Origin of the sequence: Bradyrhizobium sp. ISRA442 (genome assembly GCF_038085055.1) — a bacterium.
Lineage (GTDB): Bacteria > Pseudomonadota > Alphaproteobacteria > Rhizobiales > Xanthobacteraceae > Bradyrhizobium.
The window spans coordinates 13169-37838 of record NZ_JALGCN010000010.1; the positions used below are offsets into that span (position 1 = coordinate 13169).

Here is a 24670-nt window from a genome sequence, read left to right on the forward strand (position 1 = left end):
CGGAGCGGTGCGCATGAGCCTCGCTGCCCGCAACAAGATCGATGTCACCGTATCGCTAGCTGCCGACGTAGTCGCCGCGGTCGAGATCCTGCCGCGAGTCCGGCCGCCGCTGGCGCGGCTGTTCGCTGGCAAACAAGCCTCGTCGCTGCTCAAGGTGCTGCCGCGGCTCTTCGCGTTGTGTGCCGCTGCGCAGCAAACCGCACTGCTGTCCGCGGTCGAGGCGGCGCGCGACGAAGTGATCACCCGCACAACAAAACAGCATCGTATTGCGCTTATCGTTACCGAGCGCATCGCGGATTTGGTACGGGGCCTCTTTGTCGGACATCTTGCGCAAGACATCGCCAGTGCGGCGGCAATCCGCTCCCTAATGCGGGGAATGTCAGCGCTTCTCGGCAGCGCACAGCCAGCCTGGGGCTCCGCTCAATGCGAAGCAACAGCGCGGATTGTGGCTGCGCTGACCGCGCTCGGCATGTCAAATGAGGGGGGCGCGTTGAGGTCCGGTAGCCCATTGGCGCTTCGCATTGCAGCGCTTGATGAGATCGGCCTGAAGTCAATTCCGGCGGAGCACTCGTTCCTGTCCGTTGCTGACGACCTCAACATCATTAAACGGCTGCTCGTGGATGGCGCGACATTTTGCTATTGTCCGGATCTTGACGGACATGTGCCCGAGACGGGTCCATGGGCGCGCCAAATGACGCGTGATCGGCTCTCGCCGAGCCCCTCCGGTGCGGCCGAGCGGCTGAGGGCGAGAATTGCTGAAACCCTCCGGCTATGCGCCTGGCTCAAGGCCGGTGCTCAGATTGACTCGGCGGAGCATGGGATTATCGAAAGATATAAGTTAGGGCCCGGCCGTGCGGCGGCCGCGGTCGAATGTGCCAGGGGGCGTCTCTACCACGCGGTTGAGCTTGATCCTCAGGGCCGGATATCCCGCTTCGAATTCCTTGCACCGACGGAGTGGAATTTCCACCCACGCGGACCGCTTGTCCGCAGCCTGCAGGGCGCGGTGCTGATGGCTAGACGACGTCGGGATGCGGTCCATGCGGTGATTGCATCGCTCGATCCCTGCGTCGGGTTCACTCTCAATTTTCGCGAAGTTGGCGATGCATGAAATGGCGATTTGTCTTGGCATCATTCAAATCGTCGAGGAGGAGGTGCGTCACCGATCGCTTTCGCGGGTGCGGAGCATCTGTCTAGAGATGGGAGCGCTGAGTCATGCCGCGCCTGAAGCGATCAGGTTCTGCTTTGCTCTCGTTGCAAGGCGGACCGTTGCCGAGGGCGCAGTCCTTAATATCGTCGGACTGCCAGGCGTTGCGTGGTGCATGAACTGTTCGAAGAGCGTCGAAATTGCGCGGCGCGGTGAGTGCTGCCCTTGCTGCGGCAGCTATCAGTTGCAGGTAACCGCGGGCGAACAGATGCGCGTGAAAGAGCTGGAGATCGATTGATGTGTACCGTTTGCGGCTGCACCGAAGGGACGCCGTCGACCAAAGGCGCCAAGGCGCATGATGCGGAGAGCCATCAGCGATACGATGCCCATGTGCAGGACGATTGCGATCGCCATTATGCCCATCCGCATGGCGACCAAGGCCCGCAGCGTTCAAACCATGCTGGCGATAGTCATAGTCGCCATGCTCGCTCTGCCCATCAAAAGGCTCATGGCGTGCAGGCGCTTCTGAGCGGCGGCGCCGGGCCGGCTGGCTTGAAGGTCGCGGGCGTGAGCAGAGAGCGGGTCATTCAGATCGAGCGCGATATTCTTGGCAAGAATAATGGGATTGCGGCGGACAACCGCGCGCTCTTCGTCGCCGATGACCTGCTTGCATTTAATCTTTTGTCCAGTCCCGGTGCAGGTAAAACGACGCTGCTCGTCCGCGCCGTGTCCGAGCTCAAGCGTAGCCGGCCGGTCGGGGTCATCGAAGGCGACCAGCAGACCTCGAACGATGCCGAACGCATTCGGGCCGCCGGCGTGCCAGCCATTCAAATCAACACCGGCAACGGTTGCCATCTCGACGCTGCGATGATTGGCGAGGCTTATCGCCGCTTGCCGCTGCTCACGGGCGGTATTCTCTTCATCGAGAACGTCGGTAATCTGATCTGTCCCGCAGCGTTCGATCTTGGCGAGGCCTGCAAGATCGTAGTGCTGTCGATTACCGAAGGTGAAGATAAGCCGCTCAAATATCCTGATATGTTTGCCGCTTCTTCGCTCATGGTTATCAACAAGATTGATCTGGCCCCGCTGCTTGAGTTCGATTTCGGCAAGACGATCGAATACGCCAGACGCGTCAATCCAAAGATCGACGTGCTTGTAGTTTCGGCTCGTACGGGCGAGGGTTTTGGCGCGCTCTACGCCTGGATCGATAGACAGGCGGGGCATCAGAGGCGCGCCGTAGAGGACACAAGGCGATGAGCGCCGCAACCACCTGCGACCGAACACGGCTGCGCGTGCGCGTGAGTGGGGCCGTGCAAGGGGTCGGCTTTCGTCCTTACGTCTATGGACTCGCCATGCGGTACGGATTGGCGGGGTTTGTCATCAATGGCCCCGAGGGCGTTACGATCGAGGTCGAGGGCCACCGTGCGTCGGAGTTTGTCGCCACGTTGCCGCTCGAGGCGCCTCCATTGGCACGCATCGACCACATCAGCGTTCGGGAGACTGCGGCGCTCGCGGCGAAAGACTTTTCGATCGGTACGAGCGAAGGCGGCAAATTGTCAACGCAGATCGTCGCTGATGCTGCGGTCTGCCAGCAATGCCTCAGTGAGCTGTTCGATCCAGAAAATCGGCATTACCTCTACCCCTTCATCAGTTGCTGCCATTGCGGCCCACGCTACACCATCGCCGAACAGCTTCCGTACGATCGCCGCAACACCGTGATGAGGGCTTTTAGGCTGTGCGCCGCCTGCGCGGCCGAATATGCCGATCCGGCGAGCCGCAGGTTTCATGCGGAGGCGATCGCGTGTCCGACATGCGGTCCTCAGCTCAGCCATGAGATCAGCGCCATTGTCGCGGCAATCGCGAGGGGCCAAATCGTGGCGATTAAGGGGCTGGGCGGATACCAGCTGCTTTGCGATGCGCGTAACCAGGACGCCGTGCAGCGTTTGCGCAGGAGAAAGCGGCGCCTTCAGAAGCCGTTCGCGGTTATGGTCGATTCCATAGAGTGCGTCAGCGACATCGCGGAGGCGAACGCGCCCGAGCTTGCGCTGCTCGAATCTGTAGCACGTCCCATCGTCCTTCTGCGTTCGCGCAATAATCTGTCGCCTGCCATAGCTCCTGGCTTATCGCGCGTGGGTGTCATGCTGCCTGTAGTACCGCTGCATCACCTCATCTTTCATGCGCTTCGCTCGGCAGGAGCATGTGCGGGGGCCGGCCCGGTCATCGTCGCCACCAGTGCCAATCTTTGCGGCGAACCGCTCCTGATCGACAACGCGCAGGCGCTGCAGCGGCTCAAGGGGATCGCCGACCTTATCGTGACCCATGATCGCGATATCCTGACGCGTGCTGATGACTCCGTGGTGTCGGTGGTGGCTGGCCGGCCGCAATTCATTCGTCGTGCCCGTGGCTATGTTCCCGAACCGATCAGGCTTGCGAAGTCTGTGCCGCCCGTGCTCGCTGTCGGCGGCGCACTGAAATCGACCGTCACCATCACGCGGGACAACCAAGCGTTCGTCTCCCAGCATATTGGCGATCTGGATACGGCCGAAGGCATCCGTGCGTTCGAGGAGACGATCCGACACCTCACATCGAGCCTTGATGTGGAGCCTGTCGCCGTCGCCCATGATCTGCATCCCGATATGGCTTCTACCCGGTTTGCGCAAGCAAATGGCCGCGCGCTGGTCGCTGTCCAGCATCACCACGCACACGCTGCCGCAGTGATCGCCGAGCATGGCCATGCGGGACCTGCGCTTGCCCTGGTGCTCGATGGCCATGGCCTTGGCTCCGAGGGCGGTAACTGGGGTGGCGAACTATTGTTGTGCGAAGGGACGAGGTGCCGACGCATCGGGCACTTAGCGCCCCTGCAAATGCCTGGGGGAGATCGTGCAACCCGCGAGCCGTGGCGTATGGCCAGCGCAGTATTACACGGGCTCGGCCGGGGTAACGAAATCGGGCAGCGCTTTGCGGCGCAACGGCAGGCTGGATGTGTGTCGGCCTTGCTCGATCAGCCGGGCGGGGCCACCACGACCAGTGCGGGCCGATTGTTCGACGCGGCAGCGGCGCTGCTGGAGATTGCGAGTTTGCAGAGCTATGAGGGCGAAGCAGCGATGAAGCTCGAGGCGCTGGTGCGGCGGACTGCGATTGTCGAAGCTGGCTGGACCATCGATGGCGGCGTGCTGTCGCTTCGTCCGCTGTTTGCGCGGTTGATTGCAGATGACATTGACGCCCTGGGCGCAGCCGGGCTGTTTCATGGCACTTTTGCCGCCGCCTGCGTTGACTGGGTCACGCGCTCTGCGCGGACAACCGGCGTTAGCACCGTCGTTCTGAGCGGCGGCTGCTTCCTGAACGCGGTGCTGGCGGATGAAATCCCGCGCGGTTGCAGCGCTGCCGGCCTTAGCCCGCTCATGCCACGGCGGGTGCCGCCCAATGATGGCGGTTTGAGCCTTGGCCAGGCCTGGATTGCCGCTCTGCAGATGGCTCAACAGTCGTCCGCCAGGGGAGGAACAGCCTGATATGTGTCTTTCGGTTCCGGCAAAGATTGCGAAAATTCTTCCCAACGACATGGCCATAGTGTCCATCGATGGCATCAGCCTGGAGATATCGATTGCTCTTATCGACGAGCTCGAGGTCGGCGATTGCGTCCTTGTCCATGTCGGCTATGCGCTGGCCAAGATCGATCCGACGGAAGCCAAGCGCACGCTGGAGCTGCTGCAGGAGCTAGGCAGGGCAGGGGAACGCCGATCATGAAATATGCCGACGAATTTCGCGACAAGGCCATCGCGCAGGGAATTGCGCGTGCGATTAGCGCCGAGGTCAGTTCGCAAAGAGCCTATCGGTTCATGGAATTCTGCGGCGGACACACTCACGCGATCTCCCGCTACGGCCTGGAGGATCTGCTGCCCGCGAACGTCCGCATGATCCACGGGCCCGGTTGTCCCGTCTGCGTTCTGCCCGCCAGCCGAATCGATATGGCGATCCGGCTCGTCGACCGACCAGAGGTCACTCTGTGCGTCTACGGCGACCTGATGCGCGCGCCTGGGTCGCAAGGACAGTCCCTGTTGCGAGCCAAAGCCCTCGGCGCCGACATTCGGATGGTCTACTCAACGCTCGACGCTATCCGGCTCGCCGAACAGGCGCCGAGCCGCGAGGTGGTCTTCTTTGCCATCGGATTTGAGACCACGACGCCCCCGACGGCGGTGATGATCCGAATTGCCGAGAAGAAGCGGCTGAAAGGCCTCAGCGTGTTCTGCAACCACGTGCTTACACCCTCTGCGATGCACAGCATTCTCGAGAACCCGAAGATCCGCAACACCGGCGGGGTTCCAATTGACGGCTTCATCGGGCCTGCACATGTCAGCACCATTATCGGTACGCAGCCTTACGAGCCCCTGGCGGAACAATTCGGCAAGCCGATCGTGATCGCGGGATTTGAACCGCTCGATGTGATGCAGGCGATCCTGATGCTGGTGCGGCAGGTGAACGAAGATCGCTACGAGGTGGAGAACCAATACAGTCGTGCGGTGACGCGTGAAGGCAATCGGCGCGCCAAGGAGGAGGTATCGCAGATATTCGAACTGCGCGAGCAGTTTGAATGGCGTGGGCTCGGACTCGTACCCAACAGCGGACTGAAGCTGAGGCAGGCTTACGCGCAATTCGACGCCGAGACGCGTTTTGCGATCCACGACCTGCGTGTCGCAGACAATCCGGCGTGCGAGTGCTGCGCGATCCTGCGTGGCGCCAAGCGGCCAGTCGAGTGTAAGCTGTTTGGAACCGTCTGCACGCCGGAAACTCCCATAGGGTCCTGCATGGTATCATCGGAAGGCGCGTGTGCGGCGCATTGGACCTATGGCCGAGTTCGCGATGAACCGTTGAGGCAGACGTCATGAGCGTAAAGGCCTATCAACGCAAGCTCGACGTCGAGAACGGACGCGTTGATCTTTCCCACGGATCCGGGGGGCGTGCCATGGCACAGCTGATCTCCGGCCTTTTTCACCAAGCCTTTGGTAATGAATGGCTCGCCCGCTGCAATGATCAGTCGGCGTTCGACGTTGCTGCAGGCAGGATGGTGATGACGACCGACGGCTATGTGGTCTCGCCGCTGTTCTTTCCCGGCGGCAATATCGGGTCATTGGCTGTGCACGGCACGATCAATGATGTCGCGATGTCCGGCGCGCGTCCCCTCTATCTTTCGGCCAGTTTTATCATCGAGGAGGGCTTCCGGCTTTCTGATCTGAAGGCGATCGCGGATTCCATGGGCGCGGCAGCGCGCGGGGCCGGCGTTTACATCATTGCCGGAGACACCAAGGTCGTCGAGCGCGGCAAGGCGGATGGTCTGTTCATCTCTACGACCGGGATCGGGATTGTGGCCGATGGGCTCGATCTCTCCGCCGACAAGGCAAGGGTCGGGGACCGTGTGCTGGTGTCCGGTAGCCTCGGCGATCATGGGGTGGCGATCATGTCAAAACGTCAGAACGTCGCTTTTCAAACCGAGGTCGTCTCGGATTCCGCAGCGTTGCATAACCTCGTAGCGGTCATGGTTGCCGCCGGCGGTAGCGGCATCCGGGTGATGCGCGACCCCACGCGCGGTGGGCTTGCCGCGACCCTCAACGAGATTGCGCATCAATCCGAGCTCGGGTTCCGTCTGCAGGAAGCATCCATTCCGGTGAAGCCGGCGGTTGAGGCTACTTGCGAACTCCTTGGACTCGATCCCATCCATGTCGCCAACGAAGGCAAGCTCGTTGCGATCGTCGCGCCTGATTTGGCCGATGCCGTGCTGGCAGCCATGAAGGCGCACCCGCTCGGGTCCGATGCAGCTGATATTGGCGAGGCGGTGGCTGACGATCGGAAATTTGTGCAGATGGCGACCGGTTTCGGCGGTCGACGAATCGTCGACTGGTTGTGGGGCGAACAATTGCCTCGGATCTGTTGAACACGCTGCGCATCATCCAGTTTTTGGAAACCAAATTTATGATCAATGGTCATGAGCCATCAGCCATCAGCTCTGCAAACGATCCCTTCTATGGGCAATCCTGCCCAACCGGCAGACTGCGACTTCGCTCTTTAAGAAGTTTCGGCGAGGCTGAATTTCGGTTGTTAGCTTTCCACGAGCCGAGAACGCAATTCGAAACGATTCATCGCCATCGCGCAGTTTTCGACGGTTAAGCTCAGCGAGCATGGTCACACGATCCGCTCGGCACAAGTGGGTTTGAAATCCTGCGAAGCCTGCCAAATATCGTTGAATTTCTGCGCCATTTTGGCGGCTGCGTCGCAATATCGCTGCTCGCTTTCGATTAGAAAGGCGCTCCAGGCAGGGAGTTTTCAAATGAAGGTCGGAGTCCCCAAGGAAATCAAGGCGCACGAATATCGCGTGGGCCTTACCCCGGGAGCTGTCCGCGAATATGTGGCAGCGGGCCACCGCGTGATGATCGAGACCAATGCAGGCGCTGGCATTGGTGCAACCGATGACGATTATCGCAATGCTGGTGCAACGATTCTAACTTCCGCAGCTGAGGTATTCGCATCGAGCGAGATGATCGTAAAGGTTAAGGAACCTCAGCCGTCCGAATGGTGTCAGCTGCGGGAAAATCAGATCCTGTTCACTTATCTGCATCTGGCCCCCGACCCGGATCAGGCCAAGGGCCTCCTGAAATCTGGATGCACTGCGATCGCCTATGAGACCGTAACTGATGCGCATGGTAGTCTTCCGCTGCTGGCGCCGATGAGCGAGGTCGCGGGTAGGCTTGCGATCGAAGCGGCGGGTAGCGCCCTGAAGCGGAGTGCAGGCGGACGAGGGCTGTTAATCGGTGGGGTGCCCGGTGTTCAGCCGGCCCGAATCGTGGTGATCGGAGGTGGCGTCGTTGGTACGCACGCGGCACGCATGGCGGTCGGTCTGGGCGCAGAGGTGACCATCATCGACCGTTCGATACCCCGGCTCCGCGAGTTGGACGAGCTATTCGAAGGACGCGTTCGCACCAGGTTTTCGACCATCGACTCCGTGGAGGAAGAGGTATTTGCGGCGGATGTGGTGATTGGTGCCGTGCTCGTTCCAGGTGCGAGCGCGCCGAAGCTGGTCCGCCGGAGCATGCTGAACTCGATGCGCAAGAGGGCGGTGCTCGTGGACGTCGCTATCGATCAGGGCGGCTGCTTTGAGACATCGCACCCAACCACTCACGCTGATCCAACTTACGAAGTGGATGACGTCATTCACTATTGCGTGGCCAATATGCCCGGCGCCGTGCCGCTGACCTCGAGCCAGGCACTGAACAACGCGACGCTGCCGTTTGGCTTGGCTCTGGCCAACAAGGGTTTTTCCGCCGTGCTCGAAAATCCGCATTTGCGCGCAGGCCTCAACGTCCATCGGGGCCGGCTAACTTACAAAGCGGTGGCCGAAAGCCTCGGGCTGCCCTTCTCACCGATCGAACAGGCTGCGGCCTGATCCCAGAGGCCCTTATGGGCGTTTCCTCCCTGACTTAGGCCACCCTTCGGGGTGGCTTTTTTTCGGCTCCATCGATCTGCTGGCCGCCGCCGGCATTTATTTCGAACGCGGAGCGAAGCGGAGGATCACCAGACGAACGCCTGGCTTCAGTCGCCCGCACGATGCGAGACAATGTACTTTCGCTCCATACAGCGCATATGAATGCCGGTTTTGCCAGGTAATCGAAGGCAATTGAGAATGCGTCCCGCGAGTCCGCAGGGGACCTGCCATCACCGGAGCGACTTTATCTGGCGCGATCGCCGCGACGCTTTCTGACTGGGTGAGACGCCGACTGGACCGGTGATGACTGCGCGGGTTGTTCATCGGGGTGCTGTCGCCGAATCCGCCGCCGTCCCGGTGAGTGGAACCAACAAGATGCGGCTCGGGGTCGACCTGACACACCGGTGGAGAACTTTGTGAAGTCGCGCGGCGCATCGATCATAGCCGCGGCACGGCCGCCTTGGGAAGGATCGCAGATCGTTCCCTGAGGCTGACGAACGCGGTTCACCTGATCGGCCGACTGCCGTGAGATCGACCATGCGTAAACCACGGCATCGAGATCAAGCTGCTGTCATGCCCGTTGTAGGATTTGCGACACCGTGTCGAGGCGGCTTGCGTTATCGAAAATAGCCCAGACAAATCAAGGTTAGACTGTCTGGCACAAGACTTGAAAGCAAGAAACCGTCCCGCAAGTTTTGCTCATGGAATCGCAGTGATGGCCTACAAGATAATCGCATCCCAGTGCACCGTCTGCGGCGCGTGTGAGTTCGAATGTCCCAATGCCGCGATCAGCTTGAAGAACGACATATATGTGATCAATCCGACCCAGTGTACCCAATGTGAGGGGCATTTTGACGCGCCGCAATGCGCCGTCGTCTGCCCGGTGCCCGATACCTGCGTGCCGGCATAGCTGGAGTAGCCGATGAGAGGAGCTCCGGCGCGAAACATGATGAAGACGCTATCGACAGCCGCCGCCTTTTGGATCCGTCTCCTGTTTCTCTCACTCGCTGGCCCCGAATTGGCGGCGACTTGCGCGATCCGCTCGGAGAGATTGCGGCGCAATCCTCGCCGGCGGGAGTTGTCGTTGCGCGAGTGGAGCGGGCAATGGTAGCTGTACAAGAGACGGTCGAGCGCGTCCGGCGCATCGACGTCGACCAGTATCGATATGGCTTTGAGACGCTGATCGAGTCCGACAAGGCTCCGAAGGGGCTGTCGGAAGATACCGTCCGCTTCATCTCCGCAAAGAAGAGTGAACCGGCCTGGATGCTGGAATGGCGCCTGGAGGCGTATCGCCGCTGGCTGACCATGACCGAGCCGACCTGGGCGCGCGTCGACTATCCGAAGATCGAGTACCAGGACATCTACTACTACGCGGCGCCGAAGCCGAAGAAGACGCTGTCCTCGATCGACGAGATCGATCCGGAGATTCTGAAAACCTACGAGAAGCTCGGCATCCCGCTGCGCGAGGTCGCGACGCTCGAGGGCGTCGAGCCGCCACCCGGCGGCGAGCAGACGCCGAACCGCAAGATCGCGGTCGACGCCGTGTTCGATTCGGTTTCGGTCGCGACCACCTTCAAGGCCGAGCTGAAGAAGGCCGGCGTGATCTTCATGCCGATCTCGGAGGCGATCCGCGAGCATCCTGAGCTGGTGCAGAAATATCTCGGCTCCGTGGTGCCGACCTCGGACAATTTCTATGCGACGCTGAACTCGGCGGTGTTCTCCGACGGCTCGTTCGTCTACGTGCCGCCGGGTGTGCGCTGCCCGATGGAGCTGTCGACCTATTTCCGCATCAACGAGCGCAACACCGGCCAGTTCGAGCGCACGCTGATCATCGCCGACAAGGGCTCCTACGTCTCCTATCTCGAAGGCTGCACCGCGCCGCAGCGCGACGAGAACCAGCTCCACGCTGCCGTGGTCGAGCTCGTTGCCCTCGATGATGCCGAGATCAAGTATTCGACGGTGCAGAACTGGTATCCCGGCAACTCGGAAGGCAAGGGCGGCATCTACAACTTCGTCACCAAGCGTGGCGACTGCCGCGGTGCCCACTCCAAGATCTCCTGGACCCAGGTCGAGACCGGCTCCGCCATCACCTGGAAGTATCCGAGCTGCATTCTCCGCGGCGATAACTCCCGCGGCGAGTTCTACTCGATCGCGATCTCGAACGGCTTCCAGCAGGTCGATTCCGGCACCAAGATGATCCACCTCGGCAAGAACACGTCGAGCCGGATCATCTCCAAGGGCATCGCCGCCGGCAAATCGCAGAACACCTATCGCGGTCTCGTCACCGCGCACCGGAAAGCGACCGGCGCACGCAACTTCACCGCCTGCGACTCACTTCTGATCGGCGACAAGTGCGGCACGCACACAGTGCCGTATATCGAGGCGAAGAACTCCTCGGCGACGTTCGAGCACGAGGCGACGACGTCGAAGATCTCCGAGGACGTGCTGTTCTACTGCGTCCAGCGTGGCCTCTCGCAGGAAGAGGCCGTCGGCCTCGTCGTCAACGGCTTCGTCAAGCAAGTTCTGCAAAAACTGCCGATGGAGTTCGCGGTGGAGGCGCAGAAGCTAATCTCGATCTCGCTCGAGGGATCTGTCGGATAACCAAACCTCCCGCGAGCCCCCTCGAATGCGGCTCGCCAGATGACCCATTTCAGGGATCAGATCAGAATGGCGCTACTCGAAATCCGAGATTTGCATGTTGGTGTCGAAGACCGCGAAGTTATTCGCGGCCTCGATCTTAACGTCAATGCGGGTGAGGTGCACGCGATCATGGGGCCGAACGGCTCCGGCAAATCGACGCTCTCGCATGTCATCGCCGGCAAGCCCGGTTATGAGATCACCGCCGGACAAATCCTGTTCAGGGGCGAGAACCTGTTGCGGATGGAGCCAAATGAACGCGCCGCCAAGGGCGTGTTCCTGGCATTCCAGTATCCGGTCGACATCCCCGGCGTGACCACCATGAACTTCCTGCGGGCGGCACTGAACGCCCAGCGCAAGGCGCGCGACCAAAAGGAATTCTCCATCCCCGAAGTTCTGAAAAGAGTCCGCGAGGTGGCCGGTTCGCTCAACATTCCCCAGGACATGCTCAAGCGCGGCGTCAATGTCGGCTTCTCCGGCGGCGAGAAGAAGCGCAACGAAATTTTGCAGATGGCGTTGCTCGAGCCGAGTCTGTGCATCCTTGACGAGATCGATTCCGGCCTCGACATCGACGCGCTGCGTATCGTCGCTAGCGGCATCAACGCCTTGCGTTCGCCAGAACGAGCGATGATCGTGATCACCCACTATCGGCGGCTTCTCGACCATATCGTGCCGGACGTTGTGCACGTGATGTCGAAAGGGCGGGTCATGAAGAGCGGCGGCAAGGAACTCGCGCTCGAGCTCGAGGCTTGTGGCTACGCCCAATTCGAAGACGCGGCCTGACGGCTCTAGGGATTCCCCGATGAAGCAGGTTTTGCCGAAAGCCGACGCCGAACGCGCAATTGGCAATGTTTTCGCTGCGGCGCGTGGACGGCTGCCTGGTGCAGGCCTTGTCCCCCAAATCCGGGCGAGCGCATTCGAGGTCTACGAGCGTGCCGGCCTTCCGCATCGGTGCATGGAGGATTGGAAATACACAGATCTGCGCGCCCTGATCGGCGAGGTGCTGCCACTCGCTCCGCGACCGGATGCGGAGGCGCTGGTGCGCGCAAAGGTGTCGGTCAAGCAAGTGGCTGCCGATCAGGCGGTCAAACTGGTTTTGGTGGATGGCATATTCGCGCCGGAGCTATCCGATCTCGGCAGGCTGGAAAATGAAGTCGTTGTGCGGTCGCTGCGAGAGATTCTGGAGAATTCGGCCACTGGGGCCATGGCCGGTCTGGTGCTGTCGACGACGAGCGATCCGGCGATCTCGCTCAATGCCGCAATGGCGACAGATGGTCTGGTGATTACGGTCGCCGACGGCAATGCGGTGAAGCGTCCAATTCAAATCGTTCACGTCGCAACCGGAGCGTCGGTGTCCACCTTTACACGCTCCTATCTGCAGCTCGGTAAAGGAGCGCATGCGGCTATCGTGGAAAGTTTCGTCCCGGCTGAAGGCGCGAGCGGCTATCAAGCCAACGATGCGATAATCGCCCTGGTTGGTGACGAGGCGAGCCTTTCGCACATCCGCGTGGCAGCCGATGCCTCTGACGCCGTGAACATCTCGTCGGCGATCATCGCAGTCGGCGCCAGGGCTAAGCTCGACCTCTTCAGCATGACCTGCAGCGGCTCCATCAGCCGCTATCAGGGATTCATCACGCTGGCCGGCGAGGAAACCAAGCTCTCGGCGAATGGGGTTAATCTCATCAGGGGCAAGCTCCACGCGGACACAACGATCGTGGTCGACCACGCCGTGCCACATTGCACCAGTCGGGAGAAGTTCCGCGCGGTCATCGACGATTGCGGCCGCTCGGTGTTTCAGGGCCGAATCGTCGTTCGTCCCGCCGCCCGGAAGACGGACGCCACCCTGACGACGCGAGCGTTGCTCCTATCCGACCAGGCCGAGGCCGACAATAAGCCGGAACTTGAAATCTTGGCTGACGACGTGACCTGCGGCCACGGAGCGACATCGGGTGCGCTCGACGACACTCTCGTATTCTATCTGCGTGCTCGGGGGCTATCCGAGAAGGATGCGCAGATGTTGCTGATTAAAGCGTTCCTTGGCCAGTCGATTGAGGAGATCACTTCCGAGAATCTGCGCGATTTTGTGACAGCGCAAGTTGAACACTGGCTGCAGGCGGGACGATGAGCGCACATCCGGCCGTGAGCAATGGCAGTTACGAGGTCAACCGTCTGCGTACGGACTTTCCTGCGCTCGCCATGACGGTGTACGGCAAGCCGCTTGTTTATCTCGACAACGCTGCATCCGCGCAAAAGCCCAACGCGGTGCTTGACCGTATGATGCAGGTGTACTCCAGCGAATACGCCAACGTTCATCGCGGCTTGCACTACCTCGCTAACGCGGCGACCGAGGCGTATGAAGGCGCCCGTACCAAGGTGGCGCAGTTTGTGAACGCGCGCTTAAACGAAGAGATCATCTTCACTCGGAGCGCCACGGAGGCAATCAATCTGGTCGCCCAGACTTTTGGCCGTGAACGCATTACCCCGGGTGATGAGATCGTTCTCTCGATTATGGAACACCACTCCAACATTGTGCCATGGCACCTTCTCAGGGAACGACTCGGTGCAGTGATCAAATGGGCGCCAGTGGATGATGACGGAAACTTCTTGCTCGATGATTTTGAGCGACTGCTGACCCCGCGTACCAAGATGGTTGCAATCACACAAATGTCGAACGTGCTCGGCACGGTATTGCCGGTGAAAGACGTGGTGAGGATCGCGCATGCTCGTGGTATCCCGGTGCTGGTCGACGGCTCGCAAGCTTGCGTCCATCTGAGCGCCGACGTCTGCGACATTGATTGCGATTTCTACGTCATGACGGGCCACAAACTCTATGGTCCGACTGGGATCGGCATGCTTTACGGCAAGTCTGAGCATCTGGCATCGATGCCGCCCTTCAATGGCGGCGGGGAGATGATCCGCGAGGTCTCGCGTTCTGGCGTCATTTATGGTGATCCGCCACACCGGTTCGAAGCGGGTACGCCGCCTATCGTCGAAGCCATCGGTTTAGGGGCGGCTATCGATTACATCAATTCAATAGGCAAGGTGCAGATCCGCAGGCACGAGAGCGTACTGCTCGCTTACGCGCAGGAGAGGCTGGCGGAGATCAATTTCGTGCGCATGATCGGGACCCCGGCCGACAAGGGACCGATCATTTCCTTTGATGTGAAGGGTGCGCATGCGCATGATATTGCCACCGTCATCGACCGCGCCGGTGTAGCGGTGCGGGCGGGGACCCATTGTGCGATGCCGCTGCTCAAGCGCTTCGGCGTGCTGGCGACGTGCCGTGCGTCCCTCGGACTTTACAATACACGTGAAGAGATTGATGTGCTCGTGCGTGCGCTTATCAAGGCGCGGCAGCTGTTCTCGTGATTCCGCGAGCCTACGATGTCCAGGTGGCGAGGCAGCTGGCATTGAGGTCTGGAGGATGAGGTCATGCACCTCATCGTCATCACAGCAGGTAAGCACCTGTAGGTCTCAGCAAGCATAGATAGCATTTTCAAGCCTGTGTCGGCTAGCCGGCCTTGGAGCCGGTCTTGCTGTACTGGCGCCTTCGGCGAGCGCGATGGCAGAGTACTGCGATCGCGGACACGCTCGAGAATTGGGCGGGCAATTTCACGCATAACCAGCCCCTGTTCCATTTCGAACAGGGCCAAACCAAGAGTTCTCTGCCCAAAGCGTGATGTCGGGTTCGCAACAACACCCCCTGTCACCGCACGAGGCGCGCTAAGCGATTTTGATTGCTCTGTTTTTTGTGCTCACGAGGCGCTGGCATGCTGGTTGCAGAAGTCTTGCTCAAGAAGCCGCCCTCGCAACAGCTAACCTTTGAAGGACATCAGATGAGTCTCGCTACGACCCAGAGCATCGCAGAAATCAGGGCTCGCAACAAAGAGCTGATCGAGGAGGTGCTGAAGGTCTATCCGGAGAAAACCGCGAAACGGCGTGCCAAGCACCTCAACGTTCACCAAGCCGGCAAGTCAGATTGCGGGGTGAAGTCCAACATCAAATCCATACCTGGCGTGATGACGATCAGAGGCTGCGCCTATGCAGGGTCAAAGGGGGTGGTCTGGGGACCGATCAAGGACATGGTCCATATCAGCCACGGCCCGGTCGGCTGCGGTCAGTATTCGTGGGGCTCGCGACGCAATTATTACGTTGGCACGACGGGCATCGATAGCTTCGTGACCCTGCAGTTCACCTCCGACTTTCAGGAAAAGGATATCGTATTCGGTGGCGACAAAAAGCTGGTCAAAATTCTTGACGAAATCCAGGAGCTGTTTCCGCTCAACAACGGCATCACGATCCAATCGGAATGCCCGATCGGACTGATCGGTGACGACATCGAGGCCGTGTCGAGAGCGAAATCCAAGGAATACGGCGGCAAGACCATCGTGCCGGTCCGTTGTGAGGGCTTTCGGGGTGTATCGCAGTCACTAGGCCATCACATTGCCAACGACGCGGTGCGCGATTGGATTTTCGACCAGCTCGAGTCCGATGGCAAACCAAAGTTTGAGCCGACGCCGTACGATGTTGCGATCATCGGAGACTACAATATCGGCGGCGACGCCTGGTCATCGCGAATTCTGCTGGAGGAGATGGGCCTGCGGGTGATCGCGCAGTGGTCCGGCGACGGTTCACTGGCTGAGCTCGAGGCAACGCCGAAGGCAAAGCTCAACATTCTGCATTGCTACCGTTCCATGAACTACATCTCACGCCACATGGAAGAGAAGTTCGGTATCCCCTGGTGCGAGTACAACTTCTTCGGTCCTTCAAAGATCGCAGAGTCGCTGCGTAAGATTGCGGGCTATTTCGACGACAAGATTAAGGAAGGCGCCGAGCGGGTGATTGAAAAGTACCAACCTCTGGTGAACGCTGTGATCGCAAAATATCGCCCGCGCCTGGAGGGCAAGACGGTGATGCTGTACGTCGGCGGGCTCCGTCCGCGTCATGTGATTGGCGCATACGAGGACCTCGGGATGGAAGTTATTGGCACCGGATACGAGTTCGGTCACAACGACGACTATCAGCGCACAGCTCAGCATTACGTAAAGGACAGCACGCTCATCTACGATGACGTCAATGGCTATGAGTTCGAGCGCTTCGTCGAAAAGCTCCAGCCTGACCTCGTCGGCTCGGGCATCAAAGAAAAATACGTTTTTCAAAAGATGGGTGTGCCGTTCCGGCAGATGCACTCCTGGGATTATTCGGGCCCATATCACGGCTATGACGGCTTTGCGATCTTTGCGCGCGACATGGACATGGCCATCAACTCGCCGGTCTGGAAGAAAACGAAGGCACCCTGGAAGGAAGCTTCGAGAGCCAAGCTCCTAGCTGCAGAATAAACCAACTCATCTCGCTCTGTGGGAACGCCGGGCGACACCAATCTCGATAGTGAAGGATTTCAACAATGGTGCAGAGTGCCGAACACGTGCTCGATCATCTCGAGCTGTTCCGCGGTCCAGAATACCAGCAGATGCTGGCCAAGAAGAAGATATTCGAGAATCCTCGCGATCCCGCCGAGGTCGAACGCATCAAGGAATGGACGAAGACGGCCGAATATCGCGAAAAGAACTTTGCGCGGGAGGCGCTAGCGGTAAATCCGGCCAAGGCATGCCAGCCGCTCGGCGCCGTATTCGCCTCCGTTGGCTTTGAGGGCACGCTGCCTTTCGTCCACGGCTCGCAAGGCTGCGTGGCTTATTACCGCAGCCACCTGTCGCGGCACTTCAAGGAGCCTTCCTCCTGCGTCTCTTCGTCTATGACGGAAGACGCTGCCGTATTCGGCGGCCTGAACAACATGATCGACGGGCTCGCGAACAGCTATAGCATGTACAAACCCAAGATGATTGCGGTCTCGACGACCTGCATGGCCGAGGTGATCGGCGATGACCTCAACGCCTTCATTAAAACGTCGAAAGAAAAAGGCTCGGTTCCGGCGGACTTCGACGTGCCATTCGCCCATACGCCGGCGTTCGTCGGCAGCCACGTCACCGGTTATGACAATGCGCTCAAGGGCATTCTGGAGCATTTTTGGGACGGTAAGGCCGGAACAGCGCCGAAGCTGGAGCGCAAGCAGAACGGGGCGATCAACATCATTGGTGGGTTCGATGGCTATACCGTCGGGAACCTTCGCGAGATCAAGCGCATCTTGGCGTTGATGGGCATCCAGCACACGATTCTCGCGGATAATTCTGAAGTCTTCGATACTCCGACAGACGGCGAATTCCGGATGTATGACGGAGGCACGACGCTGGAAGATGCGGCCAACGCGGTTCACGCCAAGGCGACAATCTCCATGCAGCACTGGTGCACCGAAAAAACGCTGCCATTCGTGGCTGAGCATGGGCAGGACGTCGTATCCTTCAACTACCCGGTGGGCCTATCCGCAACGGATAACTTTATCGTGGCGCTGTCACGCATCAGCGGCAAAGAGATTCCCGAGCAACTCGCGCGAGAACGTGGCCGCCTGGTCGACGCCATCGCTGACTCCAGCGCGCATATCCATGGCAAGAAGTTCGCGATCTATGGCGATCCGGATCTTTGCTATGGGTTGGCTGCGTTTCTGCTCGAACTCGGCGCCGAACCGACCCATGTGCTGTCCACGAACGGCAACAAGGCATGGCACGAAAAAATGCAGGTGCTGCTTGCAAGCTCGCCATTTGGGCAGGGCTGCCAAGCCTATCCGGGCCGAGACCTCTGGCACATGCGCTCACTCCTGTTCACCGAGCCAGTCGATTTTCTGATTGGCAACACCTATGGCAAGTATCTGGAGCGCGATACTGGAACGCCACTGATCCGCATCGGCTTTCCGGTTTTTGATCGGCATCACCATCACCGCTCCCCCCTATGGGGCTATCAGGGCGGCCTGAATGTGCTGGTGAAGATCCTGGACAAGATCTTCGATGAGATCGACAAGAAGACAAACGTTCTTGGCAAAACTGACTACAGCTTCGACATCATTCGTTGATGAGCGACCGTGCGCGTGCCATCGCCCGAACACTCGACGATGGCACAAGCACACGACGGTTGACCATGCAATTAGTTTGCGCTGAGAGGAAAAAGGGATGAGTTCACTAGCGGCCACGGTCCAGAATATTTTCGACGAGCCGGGCTGCGCCAAGAATGGCAGTAAGTCGGAGGCTGAACGCAAGAACGGCTGCACCAAACAACTGCAGCCGGGTAGCGCTGCCGGCGGCTGTGCTTTCGATGGCGCCAAGGTTGCGCTGCAGCCGTTCACCGATGTCGCTCACTTGGTGCATGGTCCGATCGCGTGCGAAGGTAATTCCTGGGACAATCGCGGCGCGGCCTCGTCAGGCTCCAATCTGTGGCGCACCGCGTTCACAACCGATTTGAGCGAAACCGATATTGTATTCGGAGGCGAGAAGCGGCTCTGCAAAGCGATCAAGGAGATCATCGACAAGTGCGACCCGCCCGCCATCTTCGTCTATCAAACCTGCATCCCGGCGATGATCGGCGACGACATCAACGCAGTCTGTAAGGCAGCATCTCAAAGGTTCGCAAAGCCGGTGATCCCGATCAATTCCCCGGGCTTCGTCGGCTCGAAGAACCTCGGTAACAAGCTCGCCGGCGAGGCGTTGCTCGACTATGTGATCGGGACGCAAGAGCCGGACTACACCACCCCGTACGATATCAACCTAATCGGGGAATACAATCTTTCGGGAGAGCTCTGGCAAGTAAAGCCATTGCTAGACGAGCTTGGGGTACGGATTCTCTCCTGCATCTCCGGCGATGGCAAATATCGCGAAGTCGCTTCATCTCATCGCGCGCGGGCGGCGATGTTGGTGTGCTCAAAGTCCATGATCAACGTCGCACGCAAAATGGAGCAACGCTACGGGATCCCGTTCTTCGAGGGGTCGTTCTACGGTATTCAAGATTCGAGCGAATCGCTGCGTCAGCTTGCCCGCCTATTGGTTAAACGCGGCGCGCCGACAGATCTGCTCGGACGCACTGAAGCGGTGATCGCGCGCGAGGAAGCGTGGGCCTGGGCTGCGATAGAGCCGTACAAGCCTCGATTCGAAGGCAAGAAGGCCTTGTTGATTACCGGCGGCGTCAAGTCATGGTCGGTCGTTGCGGCACTTCAGGAAGCCGGGCTTGAGTTAGTCGGAACCAGCGTCAAGAAATCAACCAGCAAAGACAAGGAGCGCATCAAGGAGCTCATGGGGCAGGATGCCCACATGATCGAGGACATGACGCCGCGCGAGCTGTACAAGATGTTGAAGGACGCAAAAGCGGACATCATGCTATCGGGCGGCAAGTCGCAGTTCGTCGCGCTGAAAGCGGCGATGCCGTGGCTCGATATCAACCAGGAGCGTTGCCACGCCTATATGGGCTATGTCGGAATGGTCAAGCTGGTGGAGGAGATCGATAAATCGCTCTCCAGTCCCATGTGGGAGCAGCTACGTCGACCCGCACCATGGCAGGCATTGGCCAAGGCGATGGAGCAGATGCAATCGCCGGTGGCCGCGATCGCCTGCGATCCGGCGCTCGCCGAAACCGCGCGCCGCGCGAGGAAGATCTGCGTGTGTAACACGGTCGATCTGGGCACGATTGAGGATGCAATCTACGCGCACGGCCTGAGGAGCGTCGCAGCGGTCAGAGAGCATACCAATGCGGTCGGTGGCTGCTGCCAAAAACGCATCGAAGGTATCTTGGTGTCCGAGCCATCTGCCATGCGACAGGCCGCAGAATAGGGAGGCGTCATGGCCATCGTCACGGCGCCGACGAAAGCCTGCGCTGTCAACCCGCTGAAGATGAGTCAGCCGATCGGCGGCGCATTCGCCTTCATGGGGCTGCGTGGGGCGATGCCGCTTCTGCACGGCTCCCAGGGATGCACATCCTTCGGGCTCACGCTCTTTGTCCGGCATTTCAAAGAGGCAGTACCGCTACAGACCACCGCGATGAGCGAGGTCGCGACCGTATTCGGCGGTTATGAGAATCTCGAGCAGGCGATACTGAACATCTACAACCGTGCCAAGCCAAAGATCATCGGAATCTGCTCGACCGGGGTCACCGAGACCAACGGCGACGATGTGGATGCCTACCTCAAGCTAATCCGGAGCAAGCAACCGCAACTCGCAAAGTTGCCACTGGTGTATGTCTCGACGCCTGATTTCAAGGGCGCGTTCCAGGACGGCTGGGAGAAGGCTGTGGCCCGCATTGTGGAGGTGCTGGTGGAAGGGCCCGGCGCCAGTGGCCTGCGGGACCCATCGAAAGTGAATATTCTGCCGGGATGTCACCTCACGCCCGGCGACCTTGATGAACTCCGCGTCATAGTGGAGGATTTTGGATTGTGCCCGTCCTTCCTCCCTGACCTGGCGGGATCGCTCGATGGGCATATCCCCGATGAGTATACGCCAACGACCATCGGCGGCATCGGCGTCGACGAAATTGCGAGCATGGGCTGCGCCGGATGGACGATTGCAATTGGGGCGCAGATGCAGCGTGCGGCAGAGGTCATGCAGGTCAAGACCGGCGTGCCTTTTCGCGTCTTCGAGCGGCTGTGTGGTCTCTGTCCGAACGACGAATTCATGACGTTCTTGAGCGAGATCAGCGGCCGCCCCATACCCTTGAAATATCGGCGCCAGCGCAGTCAGCTCGCCGATGCAATGCTGGACGCGCACTTCCATATTGGCGGTCGCAAAGTTGCTATCGGCGCTGAGCCAGACCTTCTGTTCGATTTGTCCGGCATGCTGCACGACATGGGCGCGCAGGTGACAGCGGCCGTGACGACCACCCAGTCGGAGGTGATCGAGCGGATCAAGACCAAGGAGGTACTCATTGGCGATCTCGAGGATCTGGAGGGGCTTGCCAAAACACACCATTGCGACCTGCTGATCACGCATTCGCATGGCAGGCAAGCGGCGGCTCGGCTGAAATTGCCGTTCTATCGTACGGGTTTTCCGATGTTCGATCGACTTGGCGCGGGACACCAACTATCCGTGGGCTATCGTGGTACCCGCAATCTGATCTTCGAAATCGCCAACCTCGTGATCGCGCACCGCGAGGAAAACGATCAGCCTACGCCCGATAGATGGCGGACTACGACCGGACTGCCACGATGCTCGGGGTATCGCAGCTCCACCGGCGCGGCTGAGAGGTCAATCGCATGAAGGTCGCGTTTGCCACTCAGGACCTGAGACGAGTCGATGCCCATTTTGGTTGGGCAAAGAATATAGCAATTTACGATGTCGCGCCTGGCGGGCACGTGTTTCTCAAAGCGATTGAGTTTGAGGGCGATCTTAAGGAGGACGGCAAGGACGATAAGTTGGCGCCGAAGATCGAGGCGATCAAGGATTGCGCGATTCTTTACGTCGCCGCCATTGGCGGTGCCGGGGCCGCGCGAGTGGTGGCCAACAAGATCCATCCTATCAAGGTGAACAAGCCAGAAAGCATTCTGGTGTTGCTCGAAAAACTCGAGCGCGTACTGAAGGGCACGCCACCTCCATGGCTACGCAAGGCTATGGCAAAAGACCAACGGCGAACGTTCGAGTTCGACGAATGAGGTGATATGACGGCAAAAATGGAGCAGCAGGGCAGCGCGGTCAATGCGCCATTCCTCATCGAATTGGTCAAGATTTGGCGTGCTCAAGATGCCAACGGAGCTTGGGACGGGAAGGGCGATTTTGATCTGCTCGAACCCTATATCCTGGACAAGAAGAAACGGCGCGCATTGCCGATTATCGGTGATCCCGATCCCGATACACTGTGGCGGCTTGAGCTGTTCTTCGATGCGGTCGCGCTGTCGATCGAGAGGGAGACCGGCGTTATGATTCAGCCGATTCTGAAGATGCATCATGAAGGCTTCGGACGGATAGTACTCATCGCAGGCCGGCTGATCGCCGTGAACAAGCAGCTGCGCGACGTGCATCGCTTCGGATTCGATAATTTCGTCAATCTGGCTCAGGAGGGGGATAAATATGTCAGCGACGGAATTGACCTGATTCGGAAATTCCCAGACGTGGCGAACTATTGAGGATACTCACTCATGGGCGATCGTGAAACACTGAAGGCCGAGCTAAGGAAAGTGTCGGCCAAGGCGACGCAAGCCAAGATGGATTTGCACGACCTTTCGGAAGAATTGCCCATCAATTGGACCTCGATCATGGTGGTGGCGCAGAAGGCGTACGATGCCTATGCCGAACTTGAGCGCAAGGGCCGCGACTTGAAGGCGCTTGAAAAGACTTAAAGGGGCAATGCATGTCGTTTCAAACACGAGACGGGCGCGACTGGACGCCGCAATACCTGATCTCGATCGATGCCAAGAAGTGCATCGGCTGTGGCCGCTGTTTCAAGGTTTGCGGCCGAGATGTCATGACGTTGAAAGGAATCAGCGAGGATGGCGAATTTGTCAACCTCGATGACGACGACGATGAGATCGAAAAGAAGATTATGGTTCTGAATGATCAAGGCGCCTGCATTGGCTGCGGTGCATGCGCCAGGGTGTGCCCGGCCAACTGCCAGACTCACACTTCAGTCGTACCTGAAGCGGCGTGAGCGAACACACTCGTCCTGTCGCGGCAGGCGAGATATAGGTGAGGAAAGGTGCAATTTTGATCAGGTGAACTCATGGTGAGGACGGCGCGCCAGAAGGATCTCGATTAAACATCGAATAGCAAGATCGAGCGAGCTAAAGCGCAAGCATTGCCCGGTGATGGTTGGGCGCCCGCTATGTTATGCCGATACAATGGCCGTTGCTCACAAACCACTCGTCTCCAAGGTCAGCCTATTCGTAGAAGGCGAGCCGCGCCTCCCGCAGCGCTAAGTAGATCGAAGTGCCTGTCATGATGGAGTCCGAAGAGCATAGTTCAAGGCAGGTAGCCACTACGTCGGGCGATTTGATCCGAGGGGATGCTGTGCATGTCTGCTTACGATCAGGAGAAGCTTACTTGTCCGCCGCGCCGCCGATCGTGGACAATGATGTCTGCCTAGATGGTCGATTCTATAGAGAACGTGATGTGCCGGGAACACCTTAGTTCGTCTTTTTGCGCACGCCCGGTGGCGGACGACATTTCGCTGCCCAGTACACAGTCGTTGCAATAGAGGAGGTGGACATCGAGAGCACATCGCCAATCAGGACACGGAACACTTCGCGCGCGGGTTTCTAATTGTCGTTGCGCGGGTGCCTGGTCGGACCGGGTACCCATCTGCTGATAGGAACCTGCGAGTCATTATCATTAGACGTCGGTCTCTTTGACGGATCGGCAGCCGGCGATCTTACGTGCGCTACCAACAGATCGCGGCTTGTCGCAGCGACTATCTGTAACTCACGCGCAGAGTGCGTCGGGTAGTCACGCCGAAGCGCGCAGAGTGCTTTGGTCAGGTTGTGGTCAGCTAGGAATTCTATCCTAGCCGAGGGCTTGCACGGCACGAGCTCAATTGCGTGCAACTTTGCCGATAGGAGAGCGCTCTCATGTATGGCAGAAGCGTCGGCTCATCCAGCCAGTTCACAACCGGTAACCAAACTGACGATTCGTCAGAAGCGGGAGATAGTCCCCGTTTTGCGGAAACAGTTGCAGGAATGGAACGAGGTGGGTCGTCATCCGAACCAGCGGCGTCATACTCTCTCGTTTCCGAACCGCCCATTAGAGAGATCGACCGAGAGTCCTTCTTGCGCGGAGTTGAGAGATTCTTACGCAATGATATCAGGCACATCGCCGAGAACCCAGAAGAGTACTCGGACTTCGTCTCCCAGAAGGCTGAGCGCGCAGCGACGGTTGCTGGAAGTTACGCCAACACCTACGACGATCCAAATAAGCCAGCACGATTTTATAGCTACCGGTTGGGCGACGAAATTGTGGGGCTTCTAAGAGCAGGAGGCCCGGCTCGGATTAAAGGAGACCATTTTCAGCAGCAGTTTGGGCGCAACGATATCACATCCGTCGTAGATCTTAGGGTGACTCATCCGCTTGTCGAGAACGCTGGCGATATCTTGCTAGAACATCAACTGCGAGAGGACGGGGACCATCCGCTGATCTTGTCGCGGCCGGCCCTAGCGGGCATGGAACCTCGTCTAGCGGACATGGGTTTTGTTAACGTGGGTCGTAACCACTGGGTGCTTGATCCTCACCAGCGCCCCGATGTGTGGGCGAAGAATGAGAACGACGAGTGGCAGCGGGTAGGCAAGCCTACGAAGTATCTTTCCAAAGATGGGGGCAGTGATGTCGGCCCTCAGAGAAGCTACGAAACGGATTCGTCGGACGATGACCCTTCATTTTACTTGGAGCGCGCTCTTAGGGGGATGCACATGGAGTAAATTGGCCGCAATCGCAGCAGTGGGCCTGAAATGACGGATATTTGACCGTCTATCCCGGGCTCAACGGTCTTGCTTCAAAGGGGGGCGCACGCTCGCTGCGTCGCCCCCGCCGGCTGAAACGTCCGTTCAACCTTTCTCCGAAGGCGCTGAC

22 protein-coding genes are annotated in these 24670 nt (G+C 59.2%); all 22 read left to right on the forward strand.

Annotation, left to right across the window (positions count from 1 at the left end):
• The first annotated feature begins 13 nt into the window (after nucleotides 1–13).
• The 22 genes from MTR72_RS21310 to MTR72_RS21415 all read left to right on the forward strand — a co-directional run bounded on the left by MTR72_RS21310 (nucleotide 14) and on the right by MTR72_RS21415 (nucleotide 24519).
• Nucleotides 14–1108 (forward strand): hypothetical protein, encoded by a 1095-nt coding sequence (locus tag MTR72_RS21310; protein WP_341510902.1) that lies wholly within the window; start codon nucleotides 14–16, stop codon nucleotides 1106–1108.
• On the forward strand, nucleotides 1101–1442 hold the full coding sequence (hypA, locus tag MTR72_RS21315; protein ID WP_341510903.1) for a hydrogenase maturation nickel metallochaperone HypA: 342 nt from the start codon (nucleotides 1101–1103) through the stop codon (nucleotides 1440–1442). The genes MTR72_RS21310 and hypA overlap by 8 nt, the downstream gene beginning before the upstream one ends.
• The gene (gene hypB, locus MTR72_RS21320) at nucleotides 1442–2401 is read left to right on the forward strand and encodes a hydrogenase nickel incorporation protein HypB (RefSeq protein WP_341510904.1); all 960 of its coding nucleotides are present in this window, start codon (nucleotides 1442–1444) and stop codon (nucleotides 2399–2401) included. Before hypA ends, hypB begins: the two co-directional genes overlap by 1 nt.
• The gene (hypF, locus tag MTR72_RS21325) at nucleotides 2398–4653 is read left to right on the forward strand and encodes a carbamoyltransferase HypF (protein WP_341510905.1); all 2256 of its coding nucleotides are present in this window, start codon (nucleotides 2398–2400) and stop codon (nucleotides 4651–4653) included. Before hypB ends, hypF begins: the two co-directional genes overlap by 4 nt.
• Before the next feature lie 49 nt (nucleotides 4654–4702).
• Nucleotides 4703–4888 carry a HypC/HybG/HupF family hydrogenase formation chaperone gene (locus MTR72_RS21330; RefSeq protein WP_341510906.1) on the forward strand — a complete coding sequence of 62 codons (186 nt, stop codon included), beginning with the start codon at nucleotides 4703–4705 and terminating at the stop codon, nucleotides 4886–4888.
• Nucleotides 4885–6027, forward strand: coding sequence for a hydrogenase formation protein HypD (hypD, locus tag MTR72_RS21335; RefSeq protein ID WP_341510907.1), 1143 nt, complete (start codon nucleotides 4885–4887; stop codon nucleotides 6025–6027). Before MTR72_RS21330 ends, hypD begins: the two co-directional genes overlap by 4 nt.
• Nucleotides 6024–7070 carry a hydrogenase expression/formation protein HypE gene (gene hypE, locus MTR72_RS21340; RefSeq protein WP_341510908.1) on the forward strand — a complete coding sequence of 349 codons (1047 nt, stop codon included), beginning with the start codon at nucleotides 6024–6026 and terminating at the stop codon, nucleotides 7068–7070. The genes hypD and hypE overlap by 4 nt, the downstream gene beginning before the upstream one ends.
• A gap of 393 nt (nucleotides 7071–7463) precedes the next feature.
• Nucleotides 7464–8576 carry an alanine dehydrogenase gene (ald, locus tag MTR72_RS21345; protein WP_341510909.1) on the forward strand — a complete coding sequence of 371 codons (1113 nt, stop codon included), beginning with the start codon at nucleotides 7464–7466 and terminating at the stop codon, nucleotides 8574–8576.
• Nucleotides 8577–9330: 754 nt separating this feature from the next.
• On the forward strand, nucleotides 9331–9525 hold the full coding sequence (locus tag MTR72_RS21350; RefSeq protein WP_035730311.1) for a 4Fe-4S binding protein: 195 nt from the start codon (nucleotides 9331–9333) through the stop codon (nucleotides 9523–9525).
• A gap of 194 nt (nucleotides 9526–9719) precedes the next feature.
• Nucleotides 9720–11216, forward strand: coding sequence for a Fe-S cluster assembly protein SufB (sufB, locus tag MTR72_RS21355; RefSeq protein WP_341510910.1), 1497 nt, complete (start codon nucleotides 9720–9722; stop codon nucleotides 11214–11216).
• A gap of 66 nt (nucleotides 11217–11282) precedes the next feature.
• Nucleotides 11283–12035 (forward strand): Fe-S cluster assembly ATPase SufC, encoded by a 753-nt coding sequence (sufC, locus tag MTR72_RS21360; protein ID WP_341510911.1) that lies wholly within the window; start codon nucleotides 11283–11285, stop codon nucleotides 12033–12035.
• Nucleotides 12036–12054: 19 nt separating this feature from the next.
• The gene (gene sufD / locus MTR72_RS21365) at nucleotides 12055–13377 is read left to right on the forward strand and encodes a Fe-S cluster assembly protein SufD (RefSeq protein ID WP_341510912.1); all 1323 of its coding nucleotides are present in this window, start codon (nucleotides 12055–12057) and stop codon (nucleotides 13375–13377) included.
• The gene (locus MTR72_RS21370; RefSeq protein WP_280968638.1) at nucleotides 13374–14621 is read left to right on the forward strand and encodes a cysteine desulfurase; all 1248 of its coding nucleotides are present in this window, start codon (nucleotides 13374–13376) and stop codon (nucleotides 14619–14621) included. The genes sufD and MTR72_RS21370 overlap by 4 nt, the downstream gene beginning before the upstream one ends.
• A gap of 467 nt (nucleotides 14622–15088) precedes the next feature.
• The gene (gene nifD / locus MTR72_RS21375) at nucleotides 15089–16591 is read left to right on the forward strand and encodes a nitrogenase molybdenum-iron protein alpha chain (protein ID WP_280970858.1); all 1503 of its coding nucleotides are present in this window, start codon (nucleotides 15089–15091) and stop codon (nucleotides 16589–16591) included.
• A gap of 65 nt (nucleotides 16592–16656) precedes the next feature.
• Nucleotides 16657–18213, forward strand: coding sequence for a nitrogenase molybdenum-iron protein subunit beta (gene nifK, locus MTR72_RS21380; RefSeq protein ID WP_341510913.1), 1557 nt, complete (start codon nucleotides 16657–16659; stop codon nucleotides 18211–18213).
• A 97-nt stretch (nucleotides 18214–18310) separates the two neighbouring features.
• Complete coding sequence (gene nifE, locus MTR72_RS21385; RefSeq protein WP_341510914.1) at nucleotides 18311–19957, forward strand: nitrogenase iron-molybdenum cofactor biosynthesis protein NifE; 1647 nt, start codon at nucleotides 18311–18313, stop codon at nucleotides 19955–19957.
• Nucleotides 19958–19966: 9 nt separating this feature from the next.
• Nucleotides 19967–21376 carry a nitrogenase iron-molybdenum cofactor biosynthesis protein NifN gene (gene nifN / locus MTR72_RS21390; RefSeq protein ID WP_341510915.1) on the forward strand — a complete coding sequence of 470 codons (1410 nt, stop codon included), beginning with the start codon at nucleotides 19967–19969 and terminating at the stop codon, nucleotides 21374–21376.
• Complete coding sequence (nifX, locus tag MTR72_RS21395; protein WP_280968642.1) at nucleotides 21373–21768, forward strand: nitrogen fixation protein NifX; 396 nt, start codon at nucleotides 21373–21375, stop codon at nucleotides 21766–21768. Before nifN ends, nifX begins: the two co-directional genes overlap by 4 nt.
• Nucleotides 21769–21774: 6 nt before the next feature.
• The gene (locus tag MTR72_RS21400) at nucleotides 21775–22239 is read left to right on the forward strand and encodes a NifX-associated nitrogen fixation protein (RefSeq protein WP_280968643.1); all 465 of its coding nucleotides are present in this window, start codon (nucleotides 21775–21777) and stop codon (nucleotides 22237–22239) included.
• Between the two features lie 12 nt (nucleotides 22240–22251).
• Nucleotides 22252–22452 carry a CCE_0567 family metalloprotein gene (locus MTR72_RS21405; RefSeq protein ID WP_341510916.1) on the forward strand — a complete coding sequence of 67 codons (201 nt, stop codon included), beginning with the start codon at nucleotides 22252–22254 and terminating at the stop codon, nucleotides 22450–22452.
• A gap of 11 nt (nucleotides 22453–22463) precedes the next feature.
• A complete protein-coding gene (gene fdxB, locus MTR72_RS21410) occupies nucleotides 22464–22760 on the forward strand; it encodes a ferredoxin III, nif-specific (RefSeq protein ID WP_280968645.1) in 297 nt (98 codons plus the stop codon).
• Nucleotides 22761–23676: 916 nt separating this feature from the next.
• Nucleotides 23677–24519, forward strand: a complete 843-nt coding sequence (locus MTR72_RS21415; protein ID WP_280971323.1) for a host specificity protein — start codon at nucleotides 23677–23679, stop codon at nucleotides 24517–24519.
• The last annotated feature ends 151 nt before the right edge of the window (nucleotides 24520–24670 follow it).